This is a genomic window from Yersinia vastinensis, assembly GCF_902726565.1.
Taxonomy (GTDB): Bacteria; Pseudomonadota; Gammaproteobacteria; order Enterobacterales; family Enterobacteriaceae; genus Yersinia; species Yersinia vastinensis.
In genome coordinates this window covers 95172-119805 of sequence record NZ_CACVAF010000007.1, presented here as the reverse complement: position 1 = coordinate 119805, position 24634 = coordinate 95172, and the positions used below count along the sequence as shown (strand labels likewise).

The following is a 24634-nucleotide window of genomic DNA, read 5'->3' as shown; positions in this document are numbered from 1 at the left end:
TCCTTGGTCTGCTCTCCAGTACAATCATCACGAAAGCGAGTTAGATCACAAAAAAAGGCTCAAATAGGTCAAAGGTTAAGCTCTTCATCCGTTGCTGAGACTTGCAACTATCTTAGTCAGCCTATCGTTATAAAGGAACAGTTATATAAAGGAATGGTGGCTAAGGCAATGGCGATAAAAGAATGGCTGTCGCGCAAAAATGGCCTTCGGGTTCAGCCTCTGTTTATCGGGGCGATTAAAGGAATTCGCCAACTTGCGGGTTTCTCATGGTACTTAAGGAGCAATTTCGGATGCTAGAGCTGTTGTTACAATGGTATCGTCGGCGTTTTACTGACCCGCAGGTTATCGCCTTACTGGTTATTCTGTTGGCCGGATTCTGCATTATCTACTTCTTCAGCGGTATCTTGGCGCCTCTGCTGGCCGCGATTGTGCTGGCGTATTTATTGGAGTGGCCAACGGCTCGGTTACAACGTATCGGTTGTTCGCGCCCGTGGGCGGCCAGTATCGTCTTGGTTGTTTTCGGTGGCATTATGCTGCTGGCGGTATTTGTAGTGGCGCCGACTGTCTGGCAGCAGGGCAATCTTCTGATATCCGATATGCCAAAAATGCTGAATAAATTCAATGCCTTTGCTCAGACATTGCCTTCTCGCTATCCCGCATTGGTGGATGCTGGCATTGTTGACATGATGGCAGAAAACCTGCGCAACAAGTTGTCTGGCATGGGCGAGTCGGTGGTTAAAATCTCTCTGGCTTCACTTATCGGCTTACTGACGTTGGCAATCTATTTGATTTTAGTGCCATTGATGCTGTTTTTTCTGCTTAAAGACAAAGAGCAGATGCTGAATGCCGTGCGGCGTATCTTGCCACGTAACCGTGGTTTAGCCGGGCAAGTGTGGTTGGAAATGAACCAGCAGATTACCAACTATATTCGCGGAAAAGTGCTGGAAATGGTGGTGGTCGGTATTGCCACATATTTAGTGTTCTTCGTGATGGGCATGAATTATGCGTTGTTGCTGGCGGTATTGGTCGGTTTTTCTGTTCTGATTCCCTACATTGGTGCAGTGATTGTGACGATCCCAGTCGTACTAGTCGCGTTATTCCAATGGGGTATTGGTGCTGATTTCTGGACTCTGTTTGTCGCCTATTTGGTCGTTCAAGGGCTGGATGGCAACTTACTGGTGCCCGTTCTGTTCTCTGAAGCCGTAAACCTGCATCCGTTGGTCATTATTCTGTCAGTTATCATCTTTGGCGGCATGTGGGGTTTTTGGGGCGTATTCTTTGCTATCCCGTTGGCGACATTGATTAAAGCGGTTATTCATGCGTGGCCGGAGGAGTTTATCCCTGACGCAGATTGACTATCCCCTGCGCCCTTGATGCTGCAGCGGTGTTAGCTGCGCTCACTCCCCCGAATCACTGACCGGTGTCAGCTCATCGGGATGAGTTTGCTGGCTGCCTTGCTGCAACAGCAATGGCTTTGGGGATATATTGCCCTTGATGCTGCAGCGGTGTTAGCTGCGCTCACTCCCCCGAATCACTGACAGGTGTCAGCTCATCGGGATGAGTTTGTTGGCTGCCTTGCTGCAACAGCAATGGCTTTGGGGATATATTGCCCTTGATGCTGTAGCGGTGTTAGCTGCACTCACTCCCCCGAATCACTGACAGGTGTCAATAAAAAGAGCGCTTAAGCGCTCTTTTTTGCAATGAAGGATAATGACGCGTGCATCATAACTTAGGCACTTTGGCGCAAGTAATCCATAACGATATCGTGGTGGTTAGTGGTTTTGAAGTTATCAAACACATGCTCCACCTTACCATCAGCATCAATTAAGAAACTGATACGATGGATGCCATCGTAGGTTTTCCCCATAAAACTTTTCTCACCCCAAACGCCAAATTGCTCGGAAACCTGATGGTCTTCATCAGACAACAGAGTGAAATTTAGCAGTTCTTTTTCGGCGAAACGCGACAGTTTTTCAGGCTTATCGGTGCTAATACCCAGCACCTCGACACCCGCTTTCTTCAATTCATCCATATTATCGCGCAGACCACAGGCTTGGACAGTACAGCCTGGTGTCATGGCTTTAGGATAAAAATAGACTAAGACACGTTGTCCCTGGAAGTCGGCCAAACTAATCTGCTCGCCATCTTGGTCGGGCAAACTAAACTTCGGCGCAATATCACCGGCTTTCAATGGGCTCATTACTAACTCTCCATTCGTGAGTCATGCTGTGGATAGTTCACAACGCTAATACTGCCTTGCGCGTTGAGTTCTGTACATAGCTGATAAAAGGCTTGTTCTATTAATGAACTGTTTTGGCTGGCGGGACTGTGTGCACTGATCTGGATATGCAACCGAGGAGGAATGTCACCTTCAGCCGGTTGAGTCTTAGAAACCAACTCCGCAATATTCATATTGTGACAATGGAACAGGTTGGTAAACCGTTCAATAATATGAGGGGAGTCATTCACTTCCACTTTGACCCATACTGTGGCAGGCATTGCTTTCTGATTTTGAGCATTGGTCCGCTTCATGACAATCAGTAAATCAAGCTCTGCCCCTTTTTGCGGCAAGGTTGATTCCAATAAGGTAATTGCGTTCCAACTGCCTGATAGCAGCATAATAAATGTGAACTCTTCACCAAACATGGCCAGCCGGCTATCTTCAATATTGCAACCGCAGCTACTGACATGGCGGGTGATGGTATTCACGATTCCAGGGCGGTCAGCACCGAGTGCGGTAATGACCAGATAATGTTCGTCAAGCTGCGGCAAAATCGCTCTTCCTGTCATGCTCTTTGGGGTTACCATGGTAAACATAAAAAAAACCTGCTGCCAAGCGCTTACAACACAGTTGTTTGCTTGCTTTTGGATAGAGGTCAAAAGTACCATGAGGGACTTGTTTAAGTAGGGGGTGGGCAATGTTTACGGGAAGTCCGATGTTTACAGGAAGCATAGTTGCACTGGTAACGCCGATGGACGACAAAGGTGCTGTCGATCGTGCGAGCCTGAAGAAACTTATTGATTATCATGTAGCCAGTGGAACTGCGGCGATTGTTTCCGTGGGAACGACGGGCGAATCAGCAACACTGAACCATGACGAGCACGTTGATGTGGTCATGCAGACGCTCGAACTGGCCGATGGCCGGATTCCTGTGATTGCCGGAACCGGGGCTAATGCTACCTCCGAAGCCATTTCGCTCACACAGCGCTTTAATAATACCGGTGTAGTGGGTTGCCTGACGGTGACGCCATATTATAACCGTCCTATGCAGGAAGGGTTATATCAGCATTTTAAAGCGATCGCAGAAAGTACCGATTTGCCACAAATTCTCTATAATGTGCCATCGCGTACAGGTTGCGATATGCTACCGCCAACGATTGCCCGCTTAGCCAAGATTAAAAATATTGTTGCCGTTAAAGAGGCAACAGGGAACTTAAGTCGTGTAAGTCAGATCCAAGTGCTGGTTGATGATGAAAATTTCATCCTGCTTAGTGGTGACGATGCGAGCGGGCTGGACTTTATGCAACTGGGCGGCAAAGGTGTTATTTCGGTGACAGCAAACATTGCTGCACGTGAAATGGTTGAACTTTGTGCACTGGCTGCGCAAGGTAACTTTGCCCAAGCACGCCGTTTGAATCAGCGCTTGATGCCGTTGCATCAGCATTTATTTGTAGAAGCAAACCCAATTCCGGTGAAATGGGCCGCGAAGAGACTGGGGCTCATGGCAAATGATACATTGCGTCTGCCAATGACTCCGTTGACCTCTCCGGCGGAACGGATTGTGGAAGACGCGCTGAAAAGCGCAGGTTTGCTGTAACTCTTAGGGAAATTTGATGGCAATATCATTGCAAAAGTCGACGGTGGTAACGGTTGTGGGTGTCTCGCTGGCAATGTTGCTGGCAGGTTGTACCACAGACCAACGCTACAAACGCCAGGTTGGCGGTGACGAGTCTTATCTTGAAGCTCCGGGGTTAAAACCTCTGAACTCACCGGCGGGGATGATTCTGCCTGTGCAAAATGGCGAGTATGATGTCCGTTCCGTCAACTCTCAAGGCGCTGTGGGCAAACAGTTGGATATTCGTCCTCCTGTACAGCCACTGGCATTGTTAAGCGGTTCTCGCGCTGAAAATGCCAACGATACCAGCAAGCTATTGTTAGAAAATAGCCCGCAGAATCGTAATCTGTGGACGCAGGTTACGCGCGTTCTTCAGGACAAAAACTGGACGATCGCCAGCCGTCAGGATGCCAACCAAACGCTGACAACTGATTGGATCAAATGGAACCGTGCAGATGAAGACGTTCAGTTTGAAGGCCGTTATCAGATAAGCGTACAAGAACAAGGTTATCAGTTGGCATTGGTGGTGAAATCCCTTGGTTTACAGCAAGGCGGGCAACCTGTTACCGGCTATACCGAAATTCAACGCTACAATGGTGCAATGTTGAATGCCATCGTAGAGGGCTTGGATAAAGTTCGTTCTGATAGCGAAAGCAACCAAGCGGCTCGTCGAGTCGGCGCGTTAGATGTTCAAAGTGGCAGCGATGATACCGGTTTACCGCAACTGATTGTTCGCGCACCTTATGCTGTGCTGTGGGAACGTCTGCCAGCCGCACTTGAAAAAGTCGGTATGAAAGTGACAGATCGCAGCCGTCCACTGGGTACGATTAACGTTACCGTTAAATCGATGAGCAGCAGCAGTTGGGATGCGCTAGGTGCTAAAGATCCAGAATTGCCAGAGGGTGATTATAAGTTGCAAGTCGGTGACCTTGATAACCGCAGTAGCTTACAGTTCATCGGCCCTAAAGGGCAGACACTCACCCAGTCGCAGAATGATGCACTGGTAGCTGTGTTCCAGGCGGCACTTAGCCAGACAAGTGCAACAAGTACCAAATAAAACCAAAGGGGCTTCGGCCCCTTTAATCCCGTCGTACTTCAAGCTGCATGTGCGTTGGCTGCGTTCAATCACCCGAATCACTTGACTTTGTAAGCTCATCGGGGTTTTCTCTCTTGCTGCCTTCCTGCAACTCGAATTATTTAGGGCTTATTCATTTTATGGCAAGTTACACTTTCACATTACTGGAGTAATAAGATGCAAAAGCTAGCTGAGTTGTATCGTGGCAAGGCGAAGACCGTCTATACCACCGAAAATCCTGACCTATTGGTATTGGAGTTCCGTAACGATACGTCAGCACTGGATGGTCAGCGCATTGAGCAGTTTGATCGTAAAGGCATGGTGAATAACAAATTTAACCATTTCATTATGGCTAAATTGGAAGAAGCCGGGATTCCTACCCAAATGGAAGGTTTGCTGTCAGATACAGAAGTGCTGGTGAAAAAACTGGAAATGATCCCGGTTGAGTGTGTGATTCGCAACCGCGCTGCTGGCTCTTTGGTTAAACGCCTGGGTATTGAAGAAGGCTTGCCGCTGAATCCTCCGCTGTTTGATCTGTTTTTGAAAAACGATGCCATGCATGACCCGATGGTCAATGAGTCTTACTGCAAAACCTTCGGTTGGGCGACAGAAGCACAATTGGCACGGATGAAAGAACTGAGCTATTTGGCCAATGACGTACTGAGCAAAATCTTCGATGATGCGGATTTAATCTTGGTGGACTTTAAATTGGAATTTGGTTTGTTCAAGGGTGAAGTCGTTTTAGGTGATGAATTCTCACCAGATGGTAGCCGTTTGTGGGATAAGAATACCCTGAACAAGATGGACAAAGACCGTTATCGTCAAAGTTTGGGTGGTTTGATTGAAGCCTACGAGGAAGTTGCACACCGTATCGGCGTAAAATTAGACTAACCGCGCAATCGATTACGTTTTCATGTTTAAGGGAGGTAATCTCTATCTCCCTTCAAAAATGCCAAATCTCCCCCCTGAATACTGATCATTTTCTCTTTTAATGGTATTAGCTCCATAGATTTCCTACGATAATGTGTAAGGAATATCTTTGGGAGTACAGCTATGCGTTGGCAAGGTCGTCGTGAAAGTGACAATGTGGAAGACAGACGGGGTAATTCATCAGGCGGCGGCGGGGGTTTTCGCCCCCCCATTGGTGGCAAAGGCGGTCTGGTTATTCTAATTGTGGTGCTGGTTGCGGGTTACTATGGCGTTGATCTGACACCGTTATTAAATGGCAGTGACCCAATGTCACAAAGCCAAACACAGCAAAGTCCACCACGTTCTGTCAGTGCGAAAGATGACCAATATGCCAAATTTACCTCGGTGGTGCTGGCGGATACTGAAGACACCTGGAAACCTATTTTCCAAAAGATGGGGCGCGCATATCAGGAGCCGAAATTGGTGATGTACCGTGGCGCCACTCGCACCGGTTGTGGTACAGGCCAGTCGGTTATGGGGCCATTTTATTGCCCGGCGGACAGCACGGTGTATATCGATCTCTCTTTTTATGAAGATATGAAAAATAAACTGGGAGCAGACGGTGACTTCGCTCAGGCTTATGTCATTGCGCATGAAGTTGGGCATCATGTGCAGCATTTGATGGGGATTGATACTAAAGTGCGCCAACAGCAGCAAGGTGCATCTCAGGCTGAAGCTAACCGCTTGTCGGTGAAAATGGAGTTGCAGGCGGACTGTTTTGCTGGTGTGTGGGGGAAAGCCATGGAAGCGCAAAATGTGCTGGAAGTGGGGGACTTACAAGAAGCCCTGAATGCTGCTCAGGCCATTGGTGATGATCGATTACAGCAACAAAGTACCGGGCGTGTTGTACCAGACAGCTTCACTCATGGTACTTCAGCACAGCGTTATGCTTGGTTTAAACGTGGTTTTGACAGTGGTGATCCTAACAGCTGCAACACCTTTGCCAGCCGTGAATAGCGCTAGAACCTCAACCCAGCAGAGACTATCATAAGACCACTTTTTGCCGGCGCATTCGCCGCCGGCATTTTATTGTAAGGCAGGGATAACCATGGCCGCTCTCGACCCAACTTTACTCATCCTGTTAGTGCTGGCAGCCCTTGGCATCATCAGCCATAACATGACTGTTACACTAGCCATTCTGGCACTCATTGCTGTTCGTATTACCCCGCTGAATCAGTTTTTCCCGTGGATAGAAAAGTATGGTTTAACCATCGGTATCTTGATATTGACCATTGGCGTGATGACGCCGATTGCCAGTGGAAAAATCAGTGCTAGCGAAGTATTGCACTCCTTTATTCAATGGAAGTCGATCTTAGCGATCGTCGTCGGTGTGGCAGTTTCTTGGCTTGGTGGGCGCGGTGTCTCGTTAATGACGCATCAGCCGTCAGTGGTAGCGGGCTTATTAGTCGGAACGGTTTTGGGGGTGGCGCTATTCCGCGGTGTGCCAGTCGGGCCGTTGATTGCCGCTGGGCTGCTGTCGTTGGTGATCGGAAAATCCTAGCGTGAACCATGAAAGTATTCCCTATCAGTCGATTGCCGCCCTCCAATCATTGATGGCGCAGCAGGGGATCCGGCGTTTATTGGTGCTCAGTGGCCATGCAGACTGGTCACGACAGCAGGCTCTGGTGCTGCGTGAGTTGTCAGGGGATTGGTTATGGATGGGGGAGGCCCTCCCTGACAGTGTTAATGGCATCCGCCCGACAGCGGCGAAAACATTGCTGGGTCAGGAGTGGTTGCATGCCGTATTTGATGCCACTGATGGCTTGAATACTGAAGCGCTGGCGGTGTTGGCTGGCACATTACAGGCGGGTAGTTGGCTGGTGCTGCTAGTACCCGAGTGGAGTCATTGGCCGCATCTGCCCGACAGTGACAGCTTGCGCTGGAGCGAGCAGGGCATACCTATTGCCACACCGAATTTTATCCATCATGTACAGCACCAAATTTTGGCTGATCCTGATGTGGTTTTATGGCAACAGGGGCAGCCATTATCCTTGCCTGCGGGACAATCTCATCCAGCCTGGCAACCGCCCGATGGCTCACCAACCGCGGAACAGCACGACATTCTTGAGCGCTTAATGCAGGCAAAAAGTGGCGTCTGGGTGCTGACGGCGGCCCGAGGCCGAGGGAAGTCGACACTCGCCGGAATGCTGGTGGCACAATGGCCGGGCACCTGCTGGGTCACCGGGCCGGGTAAAGCAGCGACTCAAGTATTAAGCCAGCGCGCGGGGAGCCGAACACACTTTTGGGCACCGGACGCGCTATTGGATCATTGCCAGAAAAATGATGTCAGTGAAGTTGATTGGTTATTGATTGATGAAGCCGCCGCTATCCCGACCGCCCTCTTATCGGCGCTTTTGGCTTACTTCCCACGGGCATTGTTAACCACCACAGTGCAAGGGTATGAGGGGACTGGGCGCGGCTTCTTGTTGAAATTTTGCGCCACGTTGAGTGATTGGCACCACTTAACACTGACGGATCCGATTCGTTGGGCGCGGCACGATCCGCTGGAGCACATAGTGGATGACATCATGCTATTTAATGATGAACTGCCTACGGCCAACTCTCTTGATGCACCGATTGACATCCTCCCCTGTGAGCAGCGCGTTTGGCAGGACAATCCTGAATTATTGCGCCACTTCTATGGCCTACTTTCCAGTGCACATTACCGCACCACCCCTCTTGATCTTCGACGTTTGATGGATGCGCCGGGAATGCATTTCTCAGCGGCGAAAGCGGCAGATTCCGTGATTGGTGCCTTGTGGCTGGTGGATGAGGGGGGATTGAAAAGTGAGCTAGCACAGGATGTGTGGGCTGGCAGGCGGCGACCTAAGGGCAGTTTGGTCGCCCAATCACTGGCCGCTCATAGTGGGCAATGGCAGGCCCCCATGTTGTTATCGCGACGTATTAGCCGGGTGGCGGTAGCGCCATTGTGGCGGCATCAAGGGATTGCCCGGCAGATGATCACTGCACAACTGGCGCGTGCGCAACAGGACACACTTGATTTTCTTTCGGTCAGCTTTGGCTATACCACAGAGTTAGAGGCATTCTGGCGTGCCTGCGGTTTTTATCTGGTGCGTATTGGTAGCCACCGAGAAGCCAGTAGTGGCTGTTATGCTGCGATGGCGATATTGCCATTGAGTCGCGCAGGGCAATCTCTCTGTGACTCAGCACGACAACAATTAGTGCGTGATTGGTATTGGTTACAGCCATGGATTGATCTGGAAACGCCATTATCACTGTCACTGCCAAAATCTGTTGATACTTCCCTAAACGATGACGACTGGCGAGAACTTGCCGGATTTGCTTTTGCTTTCCGTTCATTGGAAGCCACTCTACCTGCTTTGCAGCGATTGTTATTGCAGACAGAGTTACCTCTTGTGGCATTACGGCAATATTTGCAACAGAGGAGGCCGTCAGCAGAAATTGTTAAACATTTAGGGATTTCAGGTCGCAAGGCATTGATGGCTCAGTGGCGGCAAGAGGCCGCGCAGGGGATGGCGGCAGTTGATGTTATTAAGGTGGGGTTAATGAGGGAGTGGGTTAGCTCGTTATGTCGGTGATTTGGTTGAGGTATAGGAGGGCAGGTCGTTGCTCATCTTATGTCAACCTAACCGGATCATCTGAACCGATATCAACCGAAACCAATACCATGCTCATCAACACTGATCATCAATAATTCCCACCAACTTCATCAATAAAACCTAATATCCCTACCAAACCAACAGCGTATAGTCATTTTATTAACACTTAACCATAAAAGGCCCAGTAATGAGTCAGAAGAATATCGTGGTGCAGCAACCGACAAAACCAGAACAATTAATTTTATTGTTTCATGGGGTTGGCGATAGCGCGGCTGGAATGGCTCCGGTAGGGAGTCACTTTGCACACGCTTTTCCTCAGGCGCTGGTGGTTAGTATTGATGGGCCTTTTGCCAGTGGCATGGGCAGTGGTCGGCAGTGGTTTTCAGTACAAGGAATCACTGAAGAAGGCCGTCAAGGGCGTGTTGATGAAGTGATGCCGCAATTCATTGCTACTGTGCATCATTGGCAGCAGCAAAGTGGCCTGAGTGCACAGCAAACGACGTTAGTAGGCTTCTCACAAGGGACAATCATGTCCTTGGAGGGGGTGAAAGCACAGCCTCAATTAGCAGGGCAGGTTATCGGATTTAGCGGCCGTTTCGCCACTCTGCCGCAACAGCCAATCACGGATGTGGCGATTCATCTGATTCACGGAGAGCTGGATGGGGTCATCCGGGTTGAGCATGCCAAAGCCGCAGTCAGCAGTTTAATGGCATTAGGCAATCAGGCAACGCTGGATTTAGATGCCAATACTGGGCATGGCATTAATCAACCGATGTTGGAACGCGCTATTGCCCGACTGCATCAGGATATTGCAGAGAAGTAATGAGTGTTAGCGAAGGGTGGCCCCTTCGCTTTACGTCGCCTACTTACTTTTTCTTGTCTTTATCCGGCCAATCGTCGTCGTCGTCCCACTGTGCATTATTATCACGGTGTGGGGGTAACTCCGGCTTATTGCTTAAAAACTTCTTATGGTCAAGTCGGCGTAACTCTTTGATGCCGTTTAAAATAATGCCCACCAGAAGGATAAGGACTATCCACCAGTAATCTGCTAGCCAATGCATGGTTTATTTCCTATAAAGCGTGAAAATATCATAGGTAAATGGCGGGTAAGCCACTCACTGCCTGCCACATCCTGTGACTGCCAGGCTTCCAGCAGAATTGCTGGGGTCAATAAATGTTCTGCTGTTTTTGCCAGAGGGCGATAACTCAGATGCCAAGGTTCTGCCGCGACACCGCCGGTGTCTTCATTGAAGGGCCGGTAAAAACCAAACTCATCCATATGGGTATCAAGCCATTGGGTTAGCGGGTAAAAATAGCCACCTGACAAATATTCCCACGGCTCCAGTTGGAGTTTTGCCTCCGCAGGTAACAGTGATGGGTCATAAATATCCAAATCACTGCCCCAATGGTGGCGGCTGGCTCCCGGTAGTGCTGACCAGCGCAAAATGGCTTCACAACGCGCCGCAGCGTCAAGTTGAGAAACGTCTATTGGTTGGCTGTCTTTATCTAATACTGGTCGCTCGCCGCGAAATTTACCATTCCAGATAGCTAATTGGCGGTCAAAATCACGAAAAGTGCTGGCAGGTTGCAAATTAAAACCCGCCACTTTTGCTGCCTGTTGCATGGACAGAAAAGCGGCCACCGCTTCAGGCTGCATCCGATGGTTACCCGTCAATACCACCAAATGGTCTGTTGAGCGCCCGGTAAGCATCTGCGGGGTTATCATGCGATAAGTTGCTCCATGATTCTCTGATACATCCTGCTGAGTAGCTGTAAATCAGCGGCGTGGACGCATTCATTCACTTTATGGATGGTGGCATTGACCGGGCCAAGTTCAACCACTTGTGCTCCCATTAAGGCGATAAAACGACCATCTGAAGTGCCACCGGTGGTTAATAACTGCGGTGTTATTTCAGCGTAATGCTCAACGGCGTTAACCACGGCATCCACCAATGCGCCGCGTGCAGTCAGGAACGGTTGGCCGGACAGCACCCACTCCAAAGTATAATTGAGTTGATGACGTTCCAATAATGCTTCAACCCGCTGCTTGATCATGCTGTCGGTCAACTCAGTGCTGAAGCGGAAGTTGAACTGAACATAGAACTCGCCGGGAATCACGTTATTGCTACCAGTACCGGCATGCAGGTTTGCGATTTGCATGCTGGTTGCAGGGAAGAACTCGTTGCCTTCATCCCATTGGGTTGCCACCAGCTCATTGAGGGCTGGCATCGCACGGTGAACCGGGTTATCTGCCAGATGAGGATAGGCCACATGTCCTTGAATACCGTGGATATGCAAGTTAGCGGTAATTGAACCACGACGGCCATTTTTGACGACATCACCGACACGCTCAGTACTTGATGGTTCGCCAACCAGACAATAATCCAGCCGCTCATTACGTGCCATCAGGGCGTTAACGACTTTCACGGTGCCGTTAATCGCTCTGGCTTCTTCGTCGGAGGTAATCATAAATGCCAATCGGCCTTTATGGTCGGGGTGTGCGGCAACAAAACGTTCAGCAGCAACGACCATAGCAGCCAGTGAACCTTTCATGTCGGCAGCCCCTCGACCGTAGAGCATACCGTCGCGAATGGTGGGTTCAAAAGGGGGAGTGGTCCACTGTTTTTCATCACCGGTAGGTACTACGTCAGTATGACCAGCAAACGCCAGTGTTTCCCCTTCGCCGCGCCATGCCCAGAAATTGAGGGTGTCGCCAAAATTCATGGGTTCGACGGTAAAGCCGATAGCTTCCAGGCGCTGAATCATGATCTCTTGGCAGCCCGCATCGTCAGGGCTAAGTGACGGGCGTTTAATCAGTTGTTGGGCCAGTTCGATTACCGGACAGAACATGTTATTGCACCTCAATAGCGGTTTGGTTATGTATAAAGTCTTGGTAACTTTCAATATTGAAGCCGAGTAGCATCTCGCCATTCGTGGCTTCTAACAGCGGGCGTTTGATTATCGCGGGCTGCTCTAACATCAGGACTTTGGCAGCTTGTGCATCGGTAATTGCATCACGCTGATCTTGCGGCAATTTCCGCCAAGTGGTGCCGCGAGTATTGAGCAGTGGTTCCCAACCCAGCTTATCGATAAAACGTTGTAGGTGCGCGTCACTCAATCCATCTGCACGGTAATCGTGAAACTGATAGGCGATACCTTGTTCTTCCAGCCAGCGGCGGGCCTTTTTTATGGTGTCACAATTTTTAATGCCATAAAGGCGCAATGATGGGGTTGCTGGATTATCTGACATGGAAAAATAGTCTCTCGGCTAGAATGGCAAATCAGGCCAGCCACTGATAAGGCTGGCCGAGCTATTTGCCCATAATGCGGGAAAATGGGGTTTGAATCCAGACAGCTATGAGCAGATGAGCCGCTAAACGTACATCTGCCGTCTGAAGGATTAGCTTATACGGTCAAGGTCAGCAGCGTATTGGCGAATCGCTTTTTGGTAGAGGCTGATTTCTTGATGATTTGAGGTGTCAGCCAGCAATATCAATAATGCAGCGACTGCCTCTTTGGTTTCACCTAGATTGTATAAGGTCATCGCCCGAAATAAGGTTATCTCTTTCGCCTGTGGGAAATGAGCTAATGCCGCGTCAAATGTGTCTAATGACGCCTGATATAACCCCAGAGATCGGTAAGTACTGCCCAGCCCTAGATAGGCTTCCTGTAGCTCAATACCCGCCAAATGGTGCTCAATAGCAGCACGATAGAAAGGGATAGCTTGCAGTTCCAACCCTTGCACATCATAAAGAGAGGCAATTTTATACAGCAGACTGGGGTTGTCAGGTGAGCTGCGCAGTAAATTTTGCGCCATGGCCACCGCATCATCATAACGGCCCAGTTCTTTTAGCGAATCAATGGAGTGTTTCATGGTTTTGCTCTGCATTTTGCCAACAACGGATTATGTCAGAAATGGCGTTTACCCTCGTATATCTCAGCACGCTACTCCGTAAGTCGGTCAATTTCAATATATCAGCGATAGATCTCATTTTCGCGATGGCATAAGCCTGCCTTCCGTTTTGACTGTTCAAAAAATAGGCGTATAATTGATCGCGATAATTAGAGAGGATGTTATGGTTGAATTTGAGTTAAGCACGTGGAAAGAGTTTATCGATGCTATGCTGCGTAAGGCATAAGCGAATAAACCAGCAGTAAGAATAATTATCTTTTTGTTGTTTTATCGATATACCAGGGGCGAGTTATCGCTCGCAGAAAGGCAGAGACCAATTAAGGTGTCTGCCTTTTTTATGCCCTTCATTCTTGGAGCCGCAAGGGATAAGTTACCGCTCCAATACCGTTGTAAGCTGCTTATTTTTGCTCTTTAGCGCGTGGTGGTCGGCCAGGGAAGCGGCGGCGCACCAAGACAAAGAACAAAGGCACAAAGAAAATGGCCAATACCGTCGCGGAAATCATGCCACCCATCACACCTGTACCGACGGCATGCTGGCTGCCAGAACCCGCTCCTTGGCTGATGGCCATTGGCAATACACCAAAGATAAATGCCAGTGACGTCATCAGAATGGGCCTTAAGCGCTGACGAGAGGCTTCCAGTGTCGCCTCCACCAGATCTTTGCCCCTATTATTTAACTCACTGGCAAACTCGACAATCAAGATGGCGTTTTTGGCCGATAGCCCGATGATAGTCAACAACCCCACTTGGAAATAAACGTCATTTTCCAGGCCGCGCATCCAGGTTGCGGCAACCGCCCCAATGACCCCAAGGGGGACAACCAGCATCACAGAGAAGGGGATTGACCAACTCTCATACAATGCTGCCAGACATAAGAACACCACCAACAGCGAAATTGCGTATAGGGCAGGAGCCTGTGAACCGGATAGCCGCTCTTGATAAGACATTCCTGTCCACTCCAGCCCGAAGCCATTTGGCAACTGTTTGACCAAATTTTCCATCACATTCATGGCAGTACCGGTACTGACTCCCGGAGCAGCCTCGCCAACGATTTCCAGCGCGGAATAGCCGTTATAGCGCTCCAGCCGTGGTGAGCCATATTCCCAACGCGTGGTCGAAAATGCAGAGAAAGGCACCATGCCGCCGCTTTTATTGCGCACAAACCATTTATTGACGTCTTCCGGCAACATGCGGGCGGTGGCTTCTGATTGAACATAAACTTTCTTCACTCGGCCACGATCTACAAAGTCATTGACGTAAGTTGAACCCCACGCGGTTTTGAGCGTGTTATTAATATCATCCAATGACACCCCTAGCGCCTGTGCTTTGCGTTGATCGATATCGATCTGCAATTGTGGGCTATCATCCAACCCATTATGTCGTACTCGGGTGAGCGCTGGGTCTTTGGATGCCATTTGCAACAATTGGTCGCGGGCTGCCATTAATTTATCGTGGCCTAAACCGCCGTGATCTTGTAATTCCATATCAAAACCGGATGAGCCACCCAAACCTGAAATGGCGGGCGGGCTACTGACGGACACTCGCGCCTCGGCTATTTTATTAAAGACCTTGGTGGCGCGTTCAATAATCGCAAAAGAGGAGTCGTCGCTGTCTGTGCGTTGATCCCAATCCGCCAGCCGAATGAACAAGCGCGCTACGTTTTGTCCATTACCACCGGGGCCGGAACCTACCGTTGAAAATACCGACAGAACATTATTTTTTTCTTCTGTCAGAAAGTAGTTCTCCACCTTCTCGACCACTTTCAGCGTCTGTTGCTGCGTTGATCCGACAGGAAGCTGCACTTGTGCCATAAAGACGCCTCGGTCTTCTAAGGGCAAGAAAGAGGTCGGCAGCTTGATGAACAGCAGCGCCAATCCACCCAAGAGCAATAAATACAGCAGCATATAGCGTAAACTGTGGTGTAAAACACGAGCAACCCCCCGCTCGTAGCGGTGGGCACTGCGGTCAAACATGCGGTTAAACCAGCCAAAGAAACCGCGCTTGGCGTGATGATGCCCCGGTTTGATGGGCTTTAGCATGGTAGCGCACAGTGCAGGGGTGAGAATCAGCGCGACTAATACGGAGAGCACCATGGCTGACACAATAGTGATAGAGAACTGGCGATAAATAGCCCCGGTCGTTCCTCCGAAGAAAGCCATGGGGATGAATACGGCTGACAGTACTAGTGCAATACCCACCAGAGCACCTTGAATTTGCCCCATAGATTTACGGGTAGCCTCGCGCGGATCAAGCCCTTCCTCACTCATCACGCGCTCAACGTTTTCCACCACCACGATAGCATCGTCAACTAATAGGCCGATGGCCAACACGATGGCGAACATGGTGAGTGTATTGATACTAAAACCGAATGCCGACAGTATTGCGAAAGTCCCTAATAGCACGACCGGGACGGCAATCGTCGGGATCAACGTGGCACGGAAGTTTTGTAAAAACAGATACATCACCAGGAAAACCAATAGGATGGCTTCCAGCAGTGTTTTGACCACGTCCTTGATGGAGGCTTTAACAAAAGGGGTGGTTTCATAAGCAATTTTGGCTTCAAGGCCATGCGGAAAGAAAGGGGTTAACTCGGCAATACGCGCTTTAACCAATTCATCAGTTTGTAGCTCATTGGCGCCTGATGCCAGTTTGATGCTCATACCGGATGCCGCTTGCCCATTAAAACGGCTCAGATAGTCATACTTCTCTGCCCCCATCTCAATTTTGGCGACATCTCCCAAAGTGACCAGTGACCCATCCTGATTGACACGCAGCGTGATTTCCCGGAATTGCTCTGGTGTTTGTAATTGTGCTTGAGCATTAATGGTGGCATTCAGTGCCTGGTTATCTACAGAGGGGGTTCCGCCTAATTGCCCCACCGCTATCTGGCTATTCTGTGATTGGATCGCGGTGACAACATCCTGCGTAGTCAGTTGGTAATTATTGAGTTTATTGGGGTCCAGCCAGATACGCATGGCATATTGCGAACCAAAAGCATCAATGCTACCCACCCCCTCAATACGGCTAAGAGGGTCTTGTAAATTACTGGCGACATAGTCGGCAATATCTTGTTTATCCATGCTGCCGTCGGTGGAAACAAATGCCACCATCATCAACGTGTTATCGCCCGATTTAGAGACCGAAACGCCTTGCTGCTGCACATCTTGGGGGAGTTTTTTAATAGCAGATTGCAATTGATTCTGAACCTGCTGCATCGCTTCATTAGGGTTAGTACCGGCCTGAAAAGTCAGGGTGATGGATGCACTGCCAGAGTTACTGCTTTGTGATGACATATACAGCAGATTATCCAAGCCCGTCATACTTTGTTCGATGACCTGTGTGACGGTGTTTTCCAGTGTTTGTGCTGAGGCTCCGGGGTATGAGGCACTGATGCGCACATTGGGTGGCGCCAGATTTGGATATTGCTCAACAGGCAAGGTTGAGATTGCTAATGCGCCAGTAAGACACAAAATTATCGCCAAGACCCAAGCAAAAATCGGGCGGTCGATGAAAAAGTTTGCCATGCAGTGCCAGCCTCTATAAAGAAAGATCAAAATTAGATACAGCAGAATCCACTGTGCACTTTACGCGGGAATGCGGCATAAAACGTGAAGAAAATAAGGAGAACCTGTAAAAAACATCGATATAACCGAGTTAATTCACATCAATAGAGAAAAGAGTGGTAAAGCGGTATTTTGGCAGGCATCAAATACCCTTTTCGGACTTGGGCTTGTTGGAGGCTAACTGCAACTTCAATGGCTTTAGGTATAGACTAATGAGTAGTGATTCAACTGAGGAAAGTGTTATGGAACTTAATCCGGTATTTGCCCGCCGTCTCTATCTTTGTTGGTTAATCAGCCGTGGTGATGATTCGCTCAATGTGCCGCGTTTGATGGAATTGACCGGCTGGCCGCGGCGAACAATTCAAGATGTGTTGAAAGCGCTACCGGGTTTGGGGGTCACACTGACATTTGTGCAGCAAGGGGCGCGCAATAATGCCGGTTTTTACCAGTTGGAGGGCTGGGGGCCATTAAATAAAAGATGGGTATACGATAACCATAATCTTATTTTAGCGGCTATTGAACAACCAAATAGTTCGCCAGCCATTAAATAACAGTACGGGTTTTAATATTTTTTATTTTCCAAAAACATGATAGTTGCTGCTACACGTGAACGCACATTCAGCTTACGTAATAAATTACGGATGTGCACTTTTACGGTTTCTTCCGAAATGTGTAACTCAAAGGCGACTTGTTTATTGGACATCCCACGCGCGACTTCTTGCAGTACATCTAATTCGCGTTCGGTTAATTCAGCAAATGGGTTTACCTGTTCGTGACGAGAAGATAAATACTGCGCGACCTCTTCACTGAATACTTTTTCACCTTTTGCAGCATGGCGGATATTTTCCAGCAATATTTCCGGTTCGCTGTCTTTGAGCAGATATCCGTCGGCGCCTGCGTCTATCATGGCGTACACATCACTGCGCGCATCAGAAACGGTTAGAACAATGATTCGCGCATCAATATCTTTGTCACGCAAAGCTTTCAAGGTGTCCAGCCCGGTCATGCCTTTCATATTCAAATCGAGCAGAATGACATCTGGCTGACATTCCGCCGCTTTGGTAATGGCATCGCTACCACAGTTGGCTTCAGCAACAACGTCAAAGTTGCTATCCAGCTCAAGTAACTGCCTAATACCACGGCGCATTAGGGGATGATCGTCAACGATCATGATAGTGTGACTTTTGGTCATGATAAGTAATGTCCCTGTAACCGATAGCATTAAATGTCTGGCTGTTGAACGTGGATTATTTAGGGCCGTTAATTTGGCAGACCATTTTATCCATCATAGTTAGTTAAACCACGATCAAAGTGTACCGTAGTCTCACTGATTTCTTGCTGTAATTCTCTTGCGTAGTATAAAAGGGTTCCCGACAGATCTCTATTTATACCCGCGAAAAGGAAGTGTGGTTGTGTTAAATTCAGGGCGAAGTCATTCCGCCGCACCACTTTATCTGAGGAAATAATTATCAAATGACGGTTTTCTTTTGATAGCGATTCTCATTAAGCAAATCGTTATATAAAAAATGTAATAACGCAAATAGATTTAACAGCGAGAAAACTCGCTAATAACCACTAAATTAATTGATCTTGCTCAATATCTCCCCCCGATTAACCCTAAAGAGTAATTATTTTATTACTCATTATTCTGTATCTAATACACAAACACTGGGGAAATTCTCCTATTATATAAACAATAATCATTACCATTAGTCCGATATAAATATTTGGACTTAAGTGAACAGTCTTCATAGCTACTCGCGGGCGCGCCAGCAGATGTTAAGGATATCAGCATGACTGATTTATCACGGCGTAAATTGCTGACTGGTTTTTGGCAAGCGGGTAAACAGCAACCCACAGCGACCCGCCCCCCTTGGTCGGTCTTAGAAGCTGATTTTATAGCCGGTTGTACTCGTTGCCATGACTGTGTTGCTGCCTGTGAAACCGGCGTATTGGTGGCAGGTAGTGGTGGATTCCCCGAAATAGATTTCCAACGTGCTGAGTGCACTTTTTGCCAAGCCTGTGTGCAGGTCTGTAAAGCGGGTGTTTTTACCTCGACGGATCTGGCTGCCTGGTCACTTAAAATTAACATCTCGGACCGCTGTTTACCTTTTCACAATATTGAATGTCGCAGTTGTCAGGACAGTTGTGAAACTAGGGCGATTAGATTTCGTCCACGTCTGAATGGTATTGCTCAGCCCGAATTAGACCTTCCTGCCTGTACCGGCTGCGGTGCCTGTGTACCCAGTTGTCCCGTTCAGGCAGTAACCCTCACCCGGAGTGAAGATGGACGATAAAGAGTGGCATGTCTGTGGATTGGTAGTGCAGGCCAAACCTGCGCGCATTGCGCAGCTAACCGACAGCTTGCTAGCGATTCCGGGAACAGAAATACCGACCAGTGATGCCGCTTTGGGTAAGTTGGTGGTGGTTATGCAGGCGGCGCGCTCAGACGTGCTCCTGAATTATATTGAGTCAGCACGTAATCTGGATGGTGTGCTGGCTGTATCGCTGGTGTATCACCAGCAGGATCAGCAAGGTGAGGAAATGCCATGAAACTCAGTCGCCGGGATTTTATGAAGGCCAATGCCGCAGTTGCTGCGGCAGCCGCAGCCGGATTGACCATACCCACTGTCGCCAAGGCTGCCGTGGGCGAGACAACAAATGCAATAAAATGGGATAAAGCACCTTGCCGATTCTGTGGTACTGGCTGTGGTGTCCTCGTCGGGACGCAAAATGGCCGTATCGTGGCATCACAAGGTGACCCGGATTCACCGGTCAACCGTGGGTTGAACTGCGTAAAAGGCTATTTCCTGCCTAAAATCATGTACGGCAAAGACCGCCTGACACAACCTCTGCTGCGAATGAAAGACGGTCAATATGATAAAGAAGGTGATTTTACTCCAATAAGTTGGGAGAAAGCCTTTGATATCATGGAGCTGAAATTCAAAAATGCCCTGAAAGAAAAAGGCCCGACCGCCGTGGGAATGTTCGGCTCAGGCCAGTGGACGGTGTGGGAAGGGTATGCCGCATCAAAACTACTCAAAGCAGGCTTCCGTTCGAATAACCTCGATCCGAATGCACGTCATTGCATGGCGTCTTCGGTTGTGGGCTTTATGCGTACCTTTGGTATGGATGAACCAATGGGGTGTTACGATGATATTGAAGAAGCAGATGCCTTTGTGCTCTGGGGCTCCAATATGGCGGAGATGCACCCTATCTTGTGGTCACGTATGACGAGCCGTCGTCTGACCAATGACAATGTCAGAATTGCCGTGCTCTCCACGTTTGAACACCGCAGCTTTGAGTTGGCAGATAACCCGATTGTCTTTACCCCTCAGACTGATCTGGTCATCATGAATTACATTGCCAACTACATTATTCAAAATAATGCGGTTGATCAGGGCTTCCTTGACCGCCATGTGAATTTCCGCCGTGGCGCAACCGATATTGGCTATGGTCTACGGCCAACTCATCCACTGGAAAAAGCAGCCAAAAACCCCGGTAGTGATGCCTCTGAGCCAATGAGTTTTGATGATTTCAAAACTTTTGTTGCCGAGTACACGCTGGAAAAAACCGCCAAAATGAGCGGGGTGCCGGAAGACCAGCTGGAGTCATTGGCACAGCTGTACGCTGATCCAAACGTTAAATTGGTTTCCTACTGGACCATGGGCTTCAACCAGCATACCCGTGGAGTTTGGGCCAATAACATGTGCTACAACCTGCACCTGTTAACGGGCAAAATTTCTAAGCCCGGCTCTGGGCCTTTCTCTTTGACCGGTCAACCTTCCGCTTGTGGGACTGCACGTGAAGTGGGGACTTTCTCTCATCGTCTGCCAGCAGACATGGTGGTCACCAACGAAAAACATCGCCAGATAGCCGAAACCAAGTGGCAACTGCCCGCAGGTACAATCCCAGAGAAAGTCGGTTTACATGCTGTGGCACAAGACCGGGCGCTGAAAGATGGCACACTTAACGCTTATTGGGTGATGTGTAATAACAACATGCAGGCCGGGCCAAATATCAATGAAGAGCGTATGCCGGGCTGGCGTGACCCGCGTAACTTTATTGTGGTTTCCGATCCCTACCCAACAGTCAGCGCGCTGGCCGCTGACCTTATCTTGCCAACCGCAATGTGGGTCGAGAAAGAGGGGGCTTATGGTAATGCTGAACGTCGCACTCAATTCTGGCGTCAGCAAGTTCCTGCACCAGGTGAAGCTAAATCTGACTTGTGGCAGATGGTGGAGTTCGCCAAACGCTTCAAAGTTGAAGAGGTATGGCCTGCCGAGTTGGTAGATAAAAAACCAGAGTACCGCGGTAAAACGCTGTATGACGTGCTGTTTGCCAATAACGTGGTGAACAAATATCCACTCAGTGAAATCCCAGCAGATCAATTGAACGATGAAGCTCGTGATTTTGGTTTCTACATTCAAAAAGGTCTGTTTGAAGAGTATGCCGATTTTGGCCGCGGTCATGGCCATGATCTGGCACCTTTCGATGTTTATCATCAAGAGCGCGGCCTACGCTGGCCAGTCGTCAATGGTAAAGAGACGCTCTGGCGCTACCGCGAAGGCTTTGATCCCTTCGTGCCGAAAGGTGAAGACGTGCGCTTTTATGGCAAACCGGATGGCAAAGCGGTGATTTTTGCGTTGCCATACGAACCTGCCGCTGAAAGCCCGGATGAGGAGTATGACCTGTGGCTCTCTACGGGGCGTGTGCTGGAGCATTGGCATACCGGCTCAATGACGCGCCGAGTCCCTGAGCTACATCGTGCTTTCCCGGAAGCGGTGTTATTCATTCATCCACTGGATGCCAAAGCCCGCGATTTACGACGTGGTGACAAAGTGAAGGTGATTTCACGCCGTGGTGAAGTTATCTCGCTGGTGGAAACTCGGGGCCGTAACCGTCCGCCGCAAGGTCTGGTGTATATGCCATTCTTCGATGCGGCCCAGTTGGTCAATAACCTGACGCTGGATGCCACCGATCCTTTATCCAAAGAAACTGACTTCAAGAAATGTGCAGTGAAATTGGCTCGGGTAGTCGCGTAATTCGGGAGCCTGCCCTACGGGGCGGGCTTTGCCAGTCTCTATAGAAATTATCCAGGGATGCTCAGGAAAAGACGGTGTCTTTCAGGAGAAAATAATGAATAACCAGATTTTTAAATCATTAAACCGCCGATTTTTATCCATCATATCGCTACTGGCGGTATTGGTGATGGCCGGTGTGGTTAATGCGGCCAGCAATGTCGAGATGGATTTAAGTCAATCACCAGAAGTCTCTGCTACAGCGGAAGGCAAGGTGAAAATGCCAAAACAGCAACAACGGATGGCTCTCAACTATGTTAACCAACCACCGCTTATTCCACACAGCGTAGATGGCTATCAGATCAGCAAAAATACCAATCGCTGCCTGCAATGCCATGGTGTTGAACATTACCGTACCACCGGTGCGCCGCGCGTCAGTCCGACTCACTTTATTGACCGCGACGGCAAAGTATCGAGTGAAGTGTCTCCGCGCCGCTATTTCTGCTTGCAATGCCATGTGCCACAAACCGACGCGGCACCCATTGTCGGGAACAGCTTCCAGCCAGCTCCTGGCTTTGGTCAATAAGCGAGATAGCTATTGTGAGAATAAAACATGAACGAGACTAAAAAACCCGGTGTTATTCGACGGATATGGCAGTGGTGGCGTCGGCCTAGTCGACTGGCGCTCGGGACTTTACTGCTCATTGGCTTTGTCAGTGGCATCATTTTCTGGGGCGGTTTTAATACCGGCATGGAGATGGCCAATACCGAAAAATTCTGTATTAGCTGCCATGAAATGAAAGACAATGTTTATCAGGAATATATGGGCACCATCCACTACAGCAACCGCAGTGGCGTGAAAGCAACTTGCCCTGATTGCCATGTTCCCCATGAGTGGGGGCCGAAAATGGTGCGTAAAATCAAAGCCAGTAAAGAGTTATATGCCAAAACCTTTGGGCTGATTGATACGCCGCAGAAATTTGAGGCCCATCGCCTAACAATGGCTGAAAATGAGTGGGCGCGGATGAAAGCCAACGGTTCGCAAGAATGCCGCAACTGCCATAATTTCGACAACATGGACTTCACCGCCCAAAAAACCGTCGCAGCCAAAATGCACAACACCGCCATTGCCGAAGGCAAAACCTGTATTGATTGCCATAAAGGTATTGCGCATAAGTTGCCGGATATGAAGGATGTTCCAACCGGTTTCTAAAATCCTTCGTCCTTGGCGCCGCAGCGGTGTTAGCTGCGCTCGCTCACCCGAATCACTGACTTGAGTCAGCTCATCGGGATGAGCTTGCTGGCTGCCTTGCTGCAACACCCATGACGTTGGATTTATCCTTAGTTCTTGGCGCCGCAGCGGTGTTAGCTGCGCTAGCTCACCCGAATCACTGACTTGAGTCAGCTCATCGGGATGAGTTTGCTGGCTGCCTTGCTGCAACACCCATGACGTTGGATTTATCCTCAGTTCTTGGTGCCGCAGCGGTGTTAGCTGCGCTCGCTCACCCGAATCACTGACTTGAGTCAGCTCATCGGGATGAGTTTGCTGGCTGCCTTGCTGCAACACCCATGACGTTGGATTTATCCTTAGTTCTTGGTGCCGCAGCGGTGTTAGCTGCGCTCGCTCACCCGAATCAAACGCCCTGTCGACACGATGTTGGCAGGGCGTTTTTTATTGCAATATTGGATTGTTCTTCTCATAATTAGACCTGTTAACAGGTCTTTTTAGGTAATTTATGCCAAGCATAATTTTGACGGACATTAGCGCAAGTGTCAGTGAATTGAAAAAGAACCCAATGGCAACCGTCAATGCGGGGGCCGGATTCCCTGTTGCGATTCTCAACCGCAATCAGCCCGCCTTCTATTGCGTACCCGCAAAGCTTTATGAGCAAATAATGGATGCTCTTGATGATCATGAGCTAGCTAAACTGGCTAATAATCGCCGTCACCAAAAATTATTTGATGCCATTCGCTAATTATTATTAGCCAGATAAAGAAGGCCCTATGTCAGTCAAAATCGAAAATATTCACAGCCAATTGTTATCTAAAAACTGGTTTAAGTTATACAAATATACCTTTGATTTAAAATCGGATAATGGCACCTCGGTACAACAAATTCGCGAAGTATATGACCGAGGTAACGGTGCGACTATTCTGCTGTATAACCGCGACAAAGGTACGGTGGTGCTCACCCGGCAATTCCGCATGCCAACCTATGTGAATGGGAATCCTGACGGGATGTTACTGGAGGCTTGTGCCGGTTTGCTGGATAACGATTCGCCAGAAGAGTGTATTCGCCGTGAAGCTGTAGAAGAGACGGGATATCAGGTTGATAAGGTACAGAAGCTGTTCGAAGCTTATATGTCTCCGGGCGGAGTGACTGAAATTATCCATTTCTTTGCTGCGGAATATCATCCAGAGCAAAAAGTCACCGATGATGTTGGTGTGGAAGATGAAGTGATTGAGGTGGTTGAACTGCCTTTTGCTGACGCCATTGCGATGATTACGGATGGCCGAATTAAAGATGGCAAAACTATTATGCTTTTACAGTACGCTCAAATTCATCATTGGTTTAACTAGCTTTTTTCCGAAGTCTATTGCCGCTATTTGAGCGGCATTTCATTCCCTGTTGTTGTCCATTTTCCCTTTTTGATAATTAAATCCCCCTATTGCTGC

The 24634-nt window shown here is 49.0% G+C and carries 25 protein-coding genes; 16 read left to right on the top strand and 9 right to left on the bottom strand.

The annotated features are described in order from the left end of the window. Positions 1–290: 290 nt before the first annotated feature. Positions 291–1355, top strand: a complete 1065-nt coding sequence (locus HUZ92_RS12405; RefSeq protein WP_050101422.1) for an AI-2E family transporter — start codon at positions 291–293, stop codon at positions 1353–1355. A 374-nt stretch (positions 1356–1729) separates the two neighbouring features. Here the strand turns inward: HUZ92_RS12405 and bcp are convergent, their stop codons facing one another. Both bcp and HUZ92_RS12395 read right to left on the bottom strand, forming a co-directional pair. Beyond that, on the bottom strand, positions 1730–2200 hold the full coding sequence (gene bcp, locus HUZ92_RS12400) for a thioredoxin-dependent thiol peroxidase (protein ID WP_050101423.1): 471 nt from the start codon (positions 2198–2200) through the stop codon (positions 1730–1732). Positions 2201–2202: 2 nt separating this feature from the next. Continuing rightward, a complete protein-coding gene (locus HUZ92_RS12395) occupies positions 2203–2772 on the bottom strand; it encodes a glycine cleavage system transcriptional repressor (protein WP_050101448.1) in 570 nt (189 codons plus the stop codon). 164 nt (positions 2773–2936) lie between these two features. Here HUZ92_RS12395 and dapA point away from each other — a divergent pair, with 164 nt between their 5' ends. The 7 genes from dapA to ypfH all read left to right on the top strand — a co-directional run bounded on the left by dapA (position 2937) and on the right by ypfH (position 10284). Then, positions 2937–3818, top strand: a complete 882-nt coding sequence (dapA, locus tag HUZ92_RS12390) for a 4-hydroxy-tetrahydrodipicolinate synthase (RefSeq protein WP_050101424.1) — start codon at positions 2937–2939, stop codon at positions 3816–3818. A 16-nt stretch (positions 3819–3834) separates the two neighbouring features. Next, positions 3835–4893 (top strand): outer membrane protein assembly factor BamC, encoded by a 1059-nt coding sequence (bamC, locus tag HUZ92_RS12385; protein ID WP_145579805.1) that lies wholly within the window; start codon positions 3835–3837, stop codon positions 4891–4893. Between the two features lie 195 nt (positions 4894–5088). Next, on the top strand, positions 5089–5802 hold the full coding sequence (purC, locus tag HUZ92_RS12380) for a phosphoribosylaminoimidazolesuccinocarboxamide synthase (RefSeq protein WP_050101426.1): 714 nt from the start codon (positions 5089–5091) through the stop codon (positions 5800–5802). 162 nt (positions 5803–5964) lie between these two features. Then, entirely contained in the window at positions 5965–6837 is an 873-nt protein-coding gene (gene ypfJ / locus HUZ92_RS12375; protein WP_050101427.1) for a KPN_02809 family neutral zinc metallopeptidase, read from the top strand. A gap of 91 nt (positions 6838–6928) precedes the next feature. Next, the gene (locus HUZ92_RS12370; protein WP_050101428.1) at positions 6929–7381 is read left to right on the top strand and encodes a DUF441 domain-containing protein; all 453 of its coding nucleotides are present in this window, start codon (positions 6929–6931) and stop codon (positions 7379–7381) included. A 52-nt stretch (positions 7382–7433) separates the two neighbouring features. Then, positions 7434–9440 (top strand): tRNA(Met) cytidine acetyltransferase TmcA, encoded by a 2007-nt coding sequence (locus tag HUZ92_RS12365; RefSeq protein WP_174846831.1) that lies wholly within the window; start codon positions 7434–7436, stop codon positions 9438–9440. Positions 9441–9648: 208 nt separating this feature from the next. After that, a complete protein-coding gene (ypfH, locus tag HUZ92_RS12360; RefSeq protein ID WP_145579804.1) occupies positions 9649–10284 on the top strand; it encodes an esterase in 636 nt (211 codons plus the stop codon). Between the two features lie 43 nt (positions 10285–10327). Here the strand turns inward: ypfH and HUZ92_RS12355 are convergent, their stop codons facing one another. From HUZ92_RS12355 to acrD, 6 genes are all read right to left on the bottom strand, one after another. Next, entirely contained in the window at positions 10328–10522 is a 195-nt protein-coding gene (locus HUZ92_RS12355) for a YpfN family protein (RefSeq protein ID WP_050101430.1), read from the bottom strand. Next, on the bottom strand, positions 10510–11172 hold the full coding sequence (locus HUZ92_RS12350) for a M15 family metallopeptidase (protein ID WP_174846830.1): 663 nt from the start codon (positions 11170–11172) through the stop codon (positions 10510–10512). The genes HUZ92_RS12355 and HUZ92_RS12350 overlap by 13 nt, the downstream gene beginning before the upstream one ends. 11 nt (positions 11173–11183) lie before the next feature. Further along, complete coding sequence (gene dapE / locus HUZ92_RS12345) at positions 11184–12311, bottom strand: succinyl-diaminopimelate desuccinylase (RefSeq protein WP_050101432.1); 1128 nt, start codon at positions 12309–12311, stop codon at positions 11184–11186. Between the two features lies 1 nt (position 12312). Beyond that, the gene (locus tag HUZ92_RS12340) at positions 12313–12711 is read right to left on the bottom strand and encodes an ArsC family reductase (RefSeq protein WP_050101433.1); all 399 of its coding nucleotides are present in this window, start codon (positions 12709–12711) and stop codon (positions 12313–12315) included. Positions 12712–12861: 150 nt separating this feature from the next. Then, the gene (locus HUZ92_RS12335; protein ID WP_050101434.1) at positions 12862–13335 is read right to left on the bottom strand and encodes a tetratricopeptide repeat protein; all 474 of its coding nucleotides are present in this window, start codon (positions 13333–13335) and stop codon (positions 12862–12864) included. Positions 13336–13772: 437 nt separating this feature from the next. Beyond that, positions 13773–16898, bottom strand: a complete 3126-nt coding sequence (gene acrD, locus HUZ92_RS12330; protein WP_050140689.1) for a multidrug efflux RND transporter permease AcrD — start codon at positions 16896–16898, stop codon at positions 13773–13775. 281 nt (positions 16899–17179) lie between these two features. Here acrD and HUZ92_RS12325 point away from each other — a divergent pair, with 281 nt between their 5' ends. Next, complete coding sequence (locus tag HUZ92_RS12325; protein WP_050101436.1) at positions 17180–17488, top strand: winged helix-turn-helix domain-containing protein; 309 nt, start codon at positions 17180–17182, stop codon at positions 17486–17488. 11 nt (positions 17489–17499) lie between these two features. Here the strand turns inward: HUZ92_RS12325 and narL are convergent, their stop codons facing one another. Next, positions 17500–18129, bottom strand: a complete 630-nt coding sequence (narL, locus tag HUZ92_RS12320; protein WP_050101437.1) for a two-component system response regulator NarL — start codon at positions 18127–18129, stop codon at positions 17500–17502. 601 nt (positions 18130–18730) lie between these two features. Between narL and napF the strand changes: the two genes are divergently transcribed. From napF to nudK, 7 genes are all read left to right on the top strand, one after another. Further along, on the top strand, positions 18731–19234 hold the full coding sequence (napF, locus tag HUZ92_RS12315) for a ferredoxin-type protein NapF (RefSeq protein ID WP_050101438.1): 504 nt from the start codon (positions 18731–18733) through the stop codon (positions 19232–19234). Further along, positions 19224–19490, top strand: coding sequence for a chaperone NapD (gene napD, locus HUZ92_RS12310; RefSeq protein WP_050101439.1), 267 nt, complete (start codon positions 19224–19226; stop codon positions 19488–19490). The genes napF and napD overlap by 11 nt, the downstream gene beginning before the upstream one ends. Continuing rightward, a complete protein-coding gene (gene napA / locus HUZ92_RS12305) occupies positions 19487–21982 on the top strand; it encodes a nitrate reductase catalytic subunit NapA (protein ID WP_050101440.1) in 2496 nt (831 codons plus the stop codon). The genes napD and napA overlap by 4 nt, the downstream gene beginning before the upstream one ends. Before the next feature lie 94 nt (positions 21983–22076). Further along, the gene (gene napB / locus HUZ92_RS12300; protein ID WP_050101441.1) at positions 22077–22544 is read left to right on the top strand and encodes a nitrate reductase cytochrome c-type subunit; all 468 of its coding nucleotides are present in this window, start codon (positions 22077–22079) and stop codon (positions 22542–22544) included. A 27-nt stretch (positions 22545–22571) separates the two neighbouring features. Beyond that, complete coding sequence (gene napC / locus HUZ92_RS12295) at positions 22572–23171, top strand: cytochrome c-type protein NapC (protein ID WP_050101442.1); 600 nt, start codon at positions 22572–22574, stop codon at positions 23169–23171. Between the two features lie 523 nt (positions 23172–23694). After that, complete coding sequence (locus tag HUZ92_RS12290) at positions 23695–23934, top strand: type II toxin-antitoxin system Phd/YefM family antitoxin (protein ID WP_050140691.1); 240 nt, start codon at positions 23695–23697, stop codon at positions 23932–23934. 28 nt (positions 23935–23962) lie between these two features. Beyond that, a complete protein-coding gene (gene nudK, locus HUZ92_RS12285; RefSeq protein ID WP_050101787.1) occupies positions 23963–24538 on the top strand; it encodes a GDP-mannose pyrophosphatase NudK in 576 nt (191 codons plus the stop codon). The last annotated feature ends 96 nt before the right edge of the window (positions 24539–24634 follow it).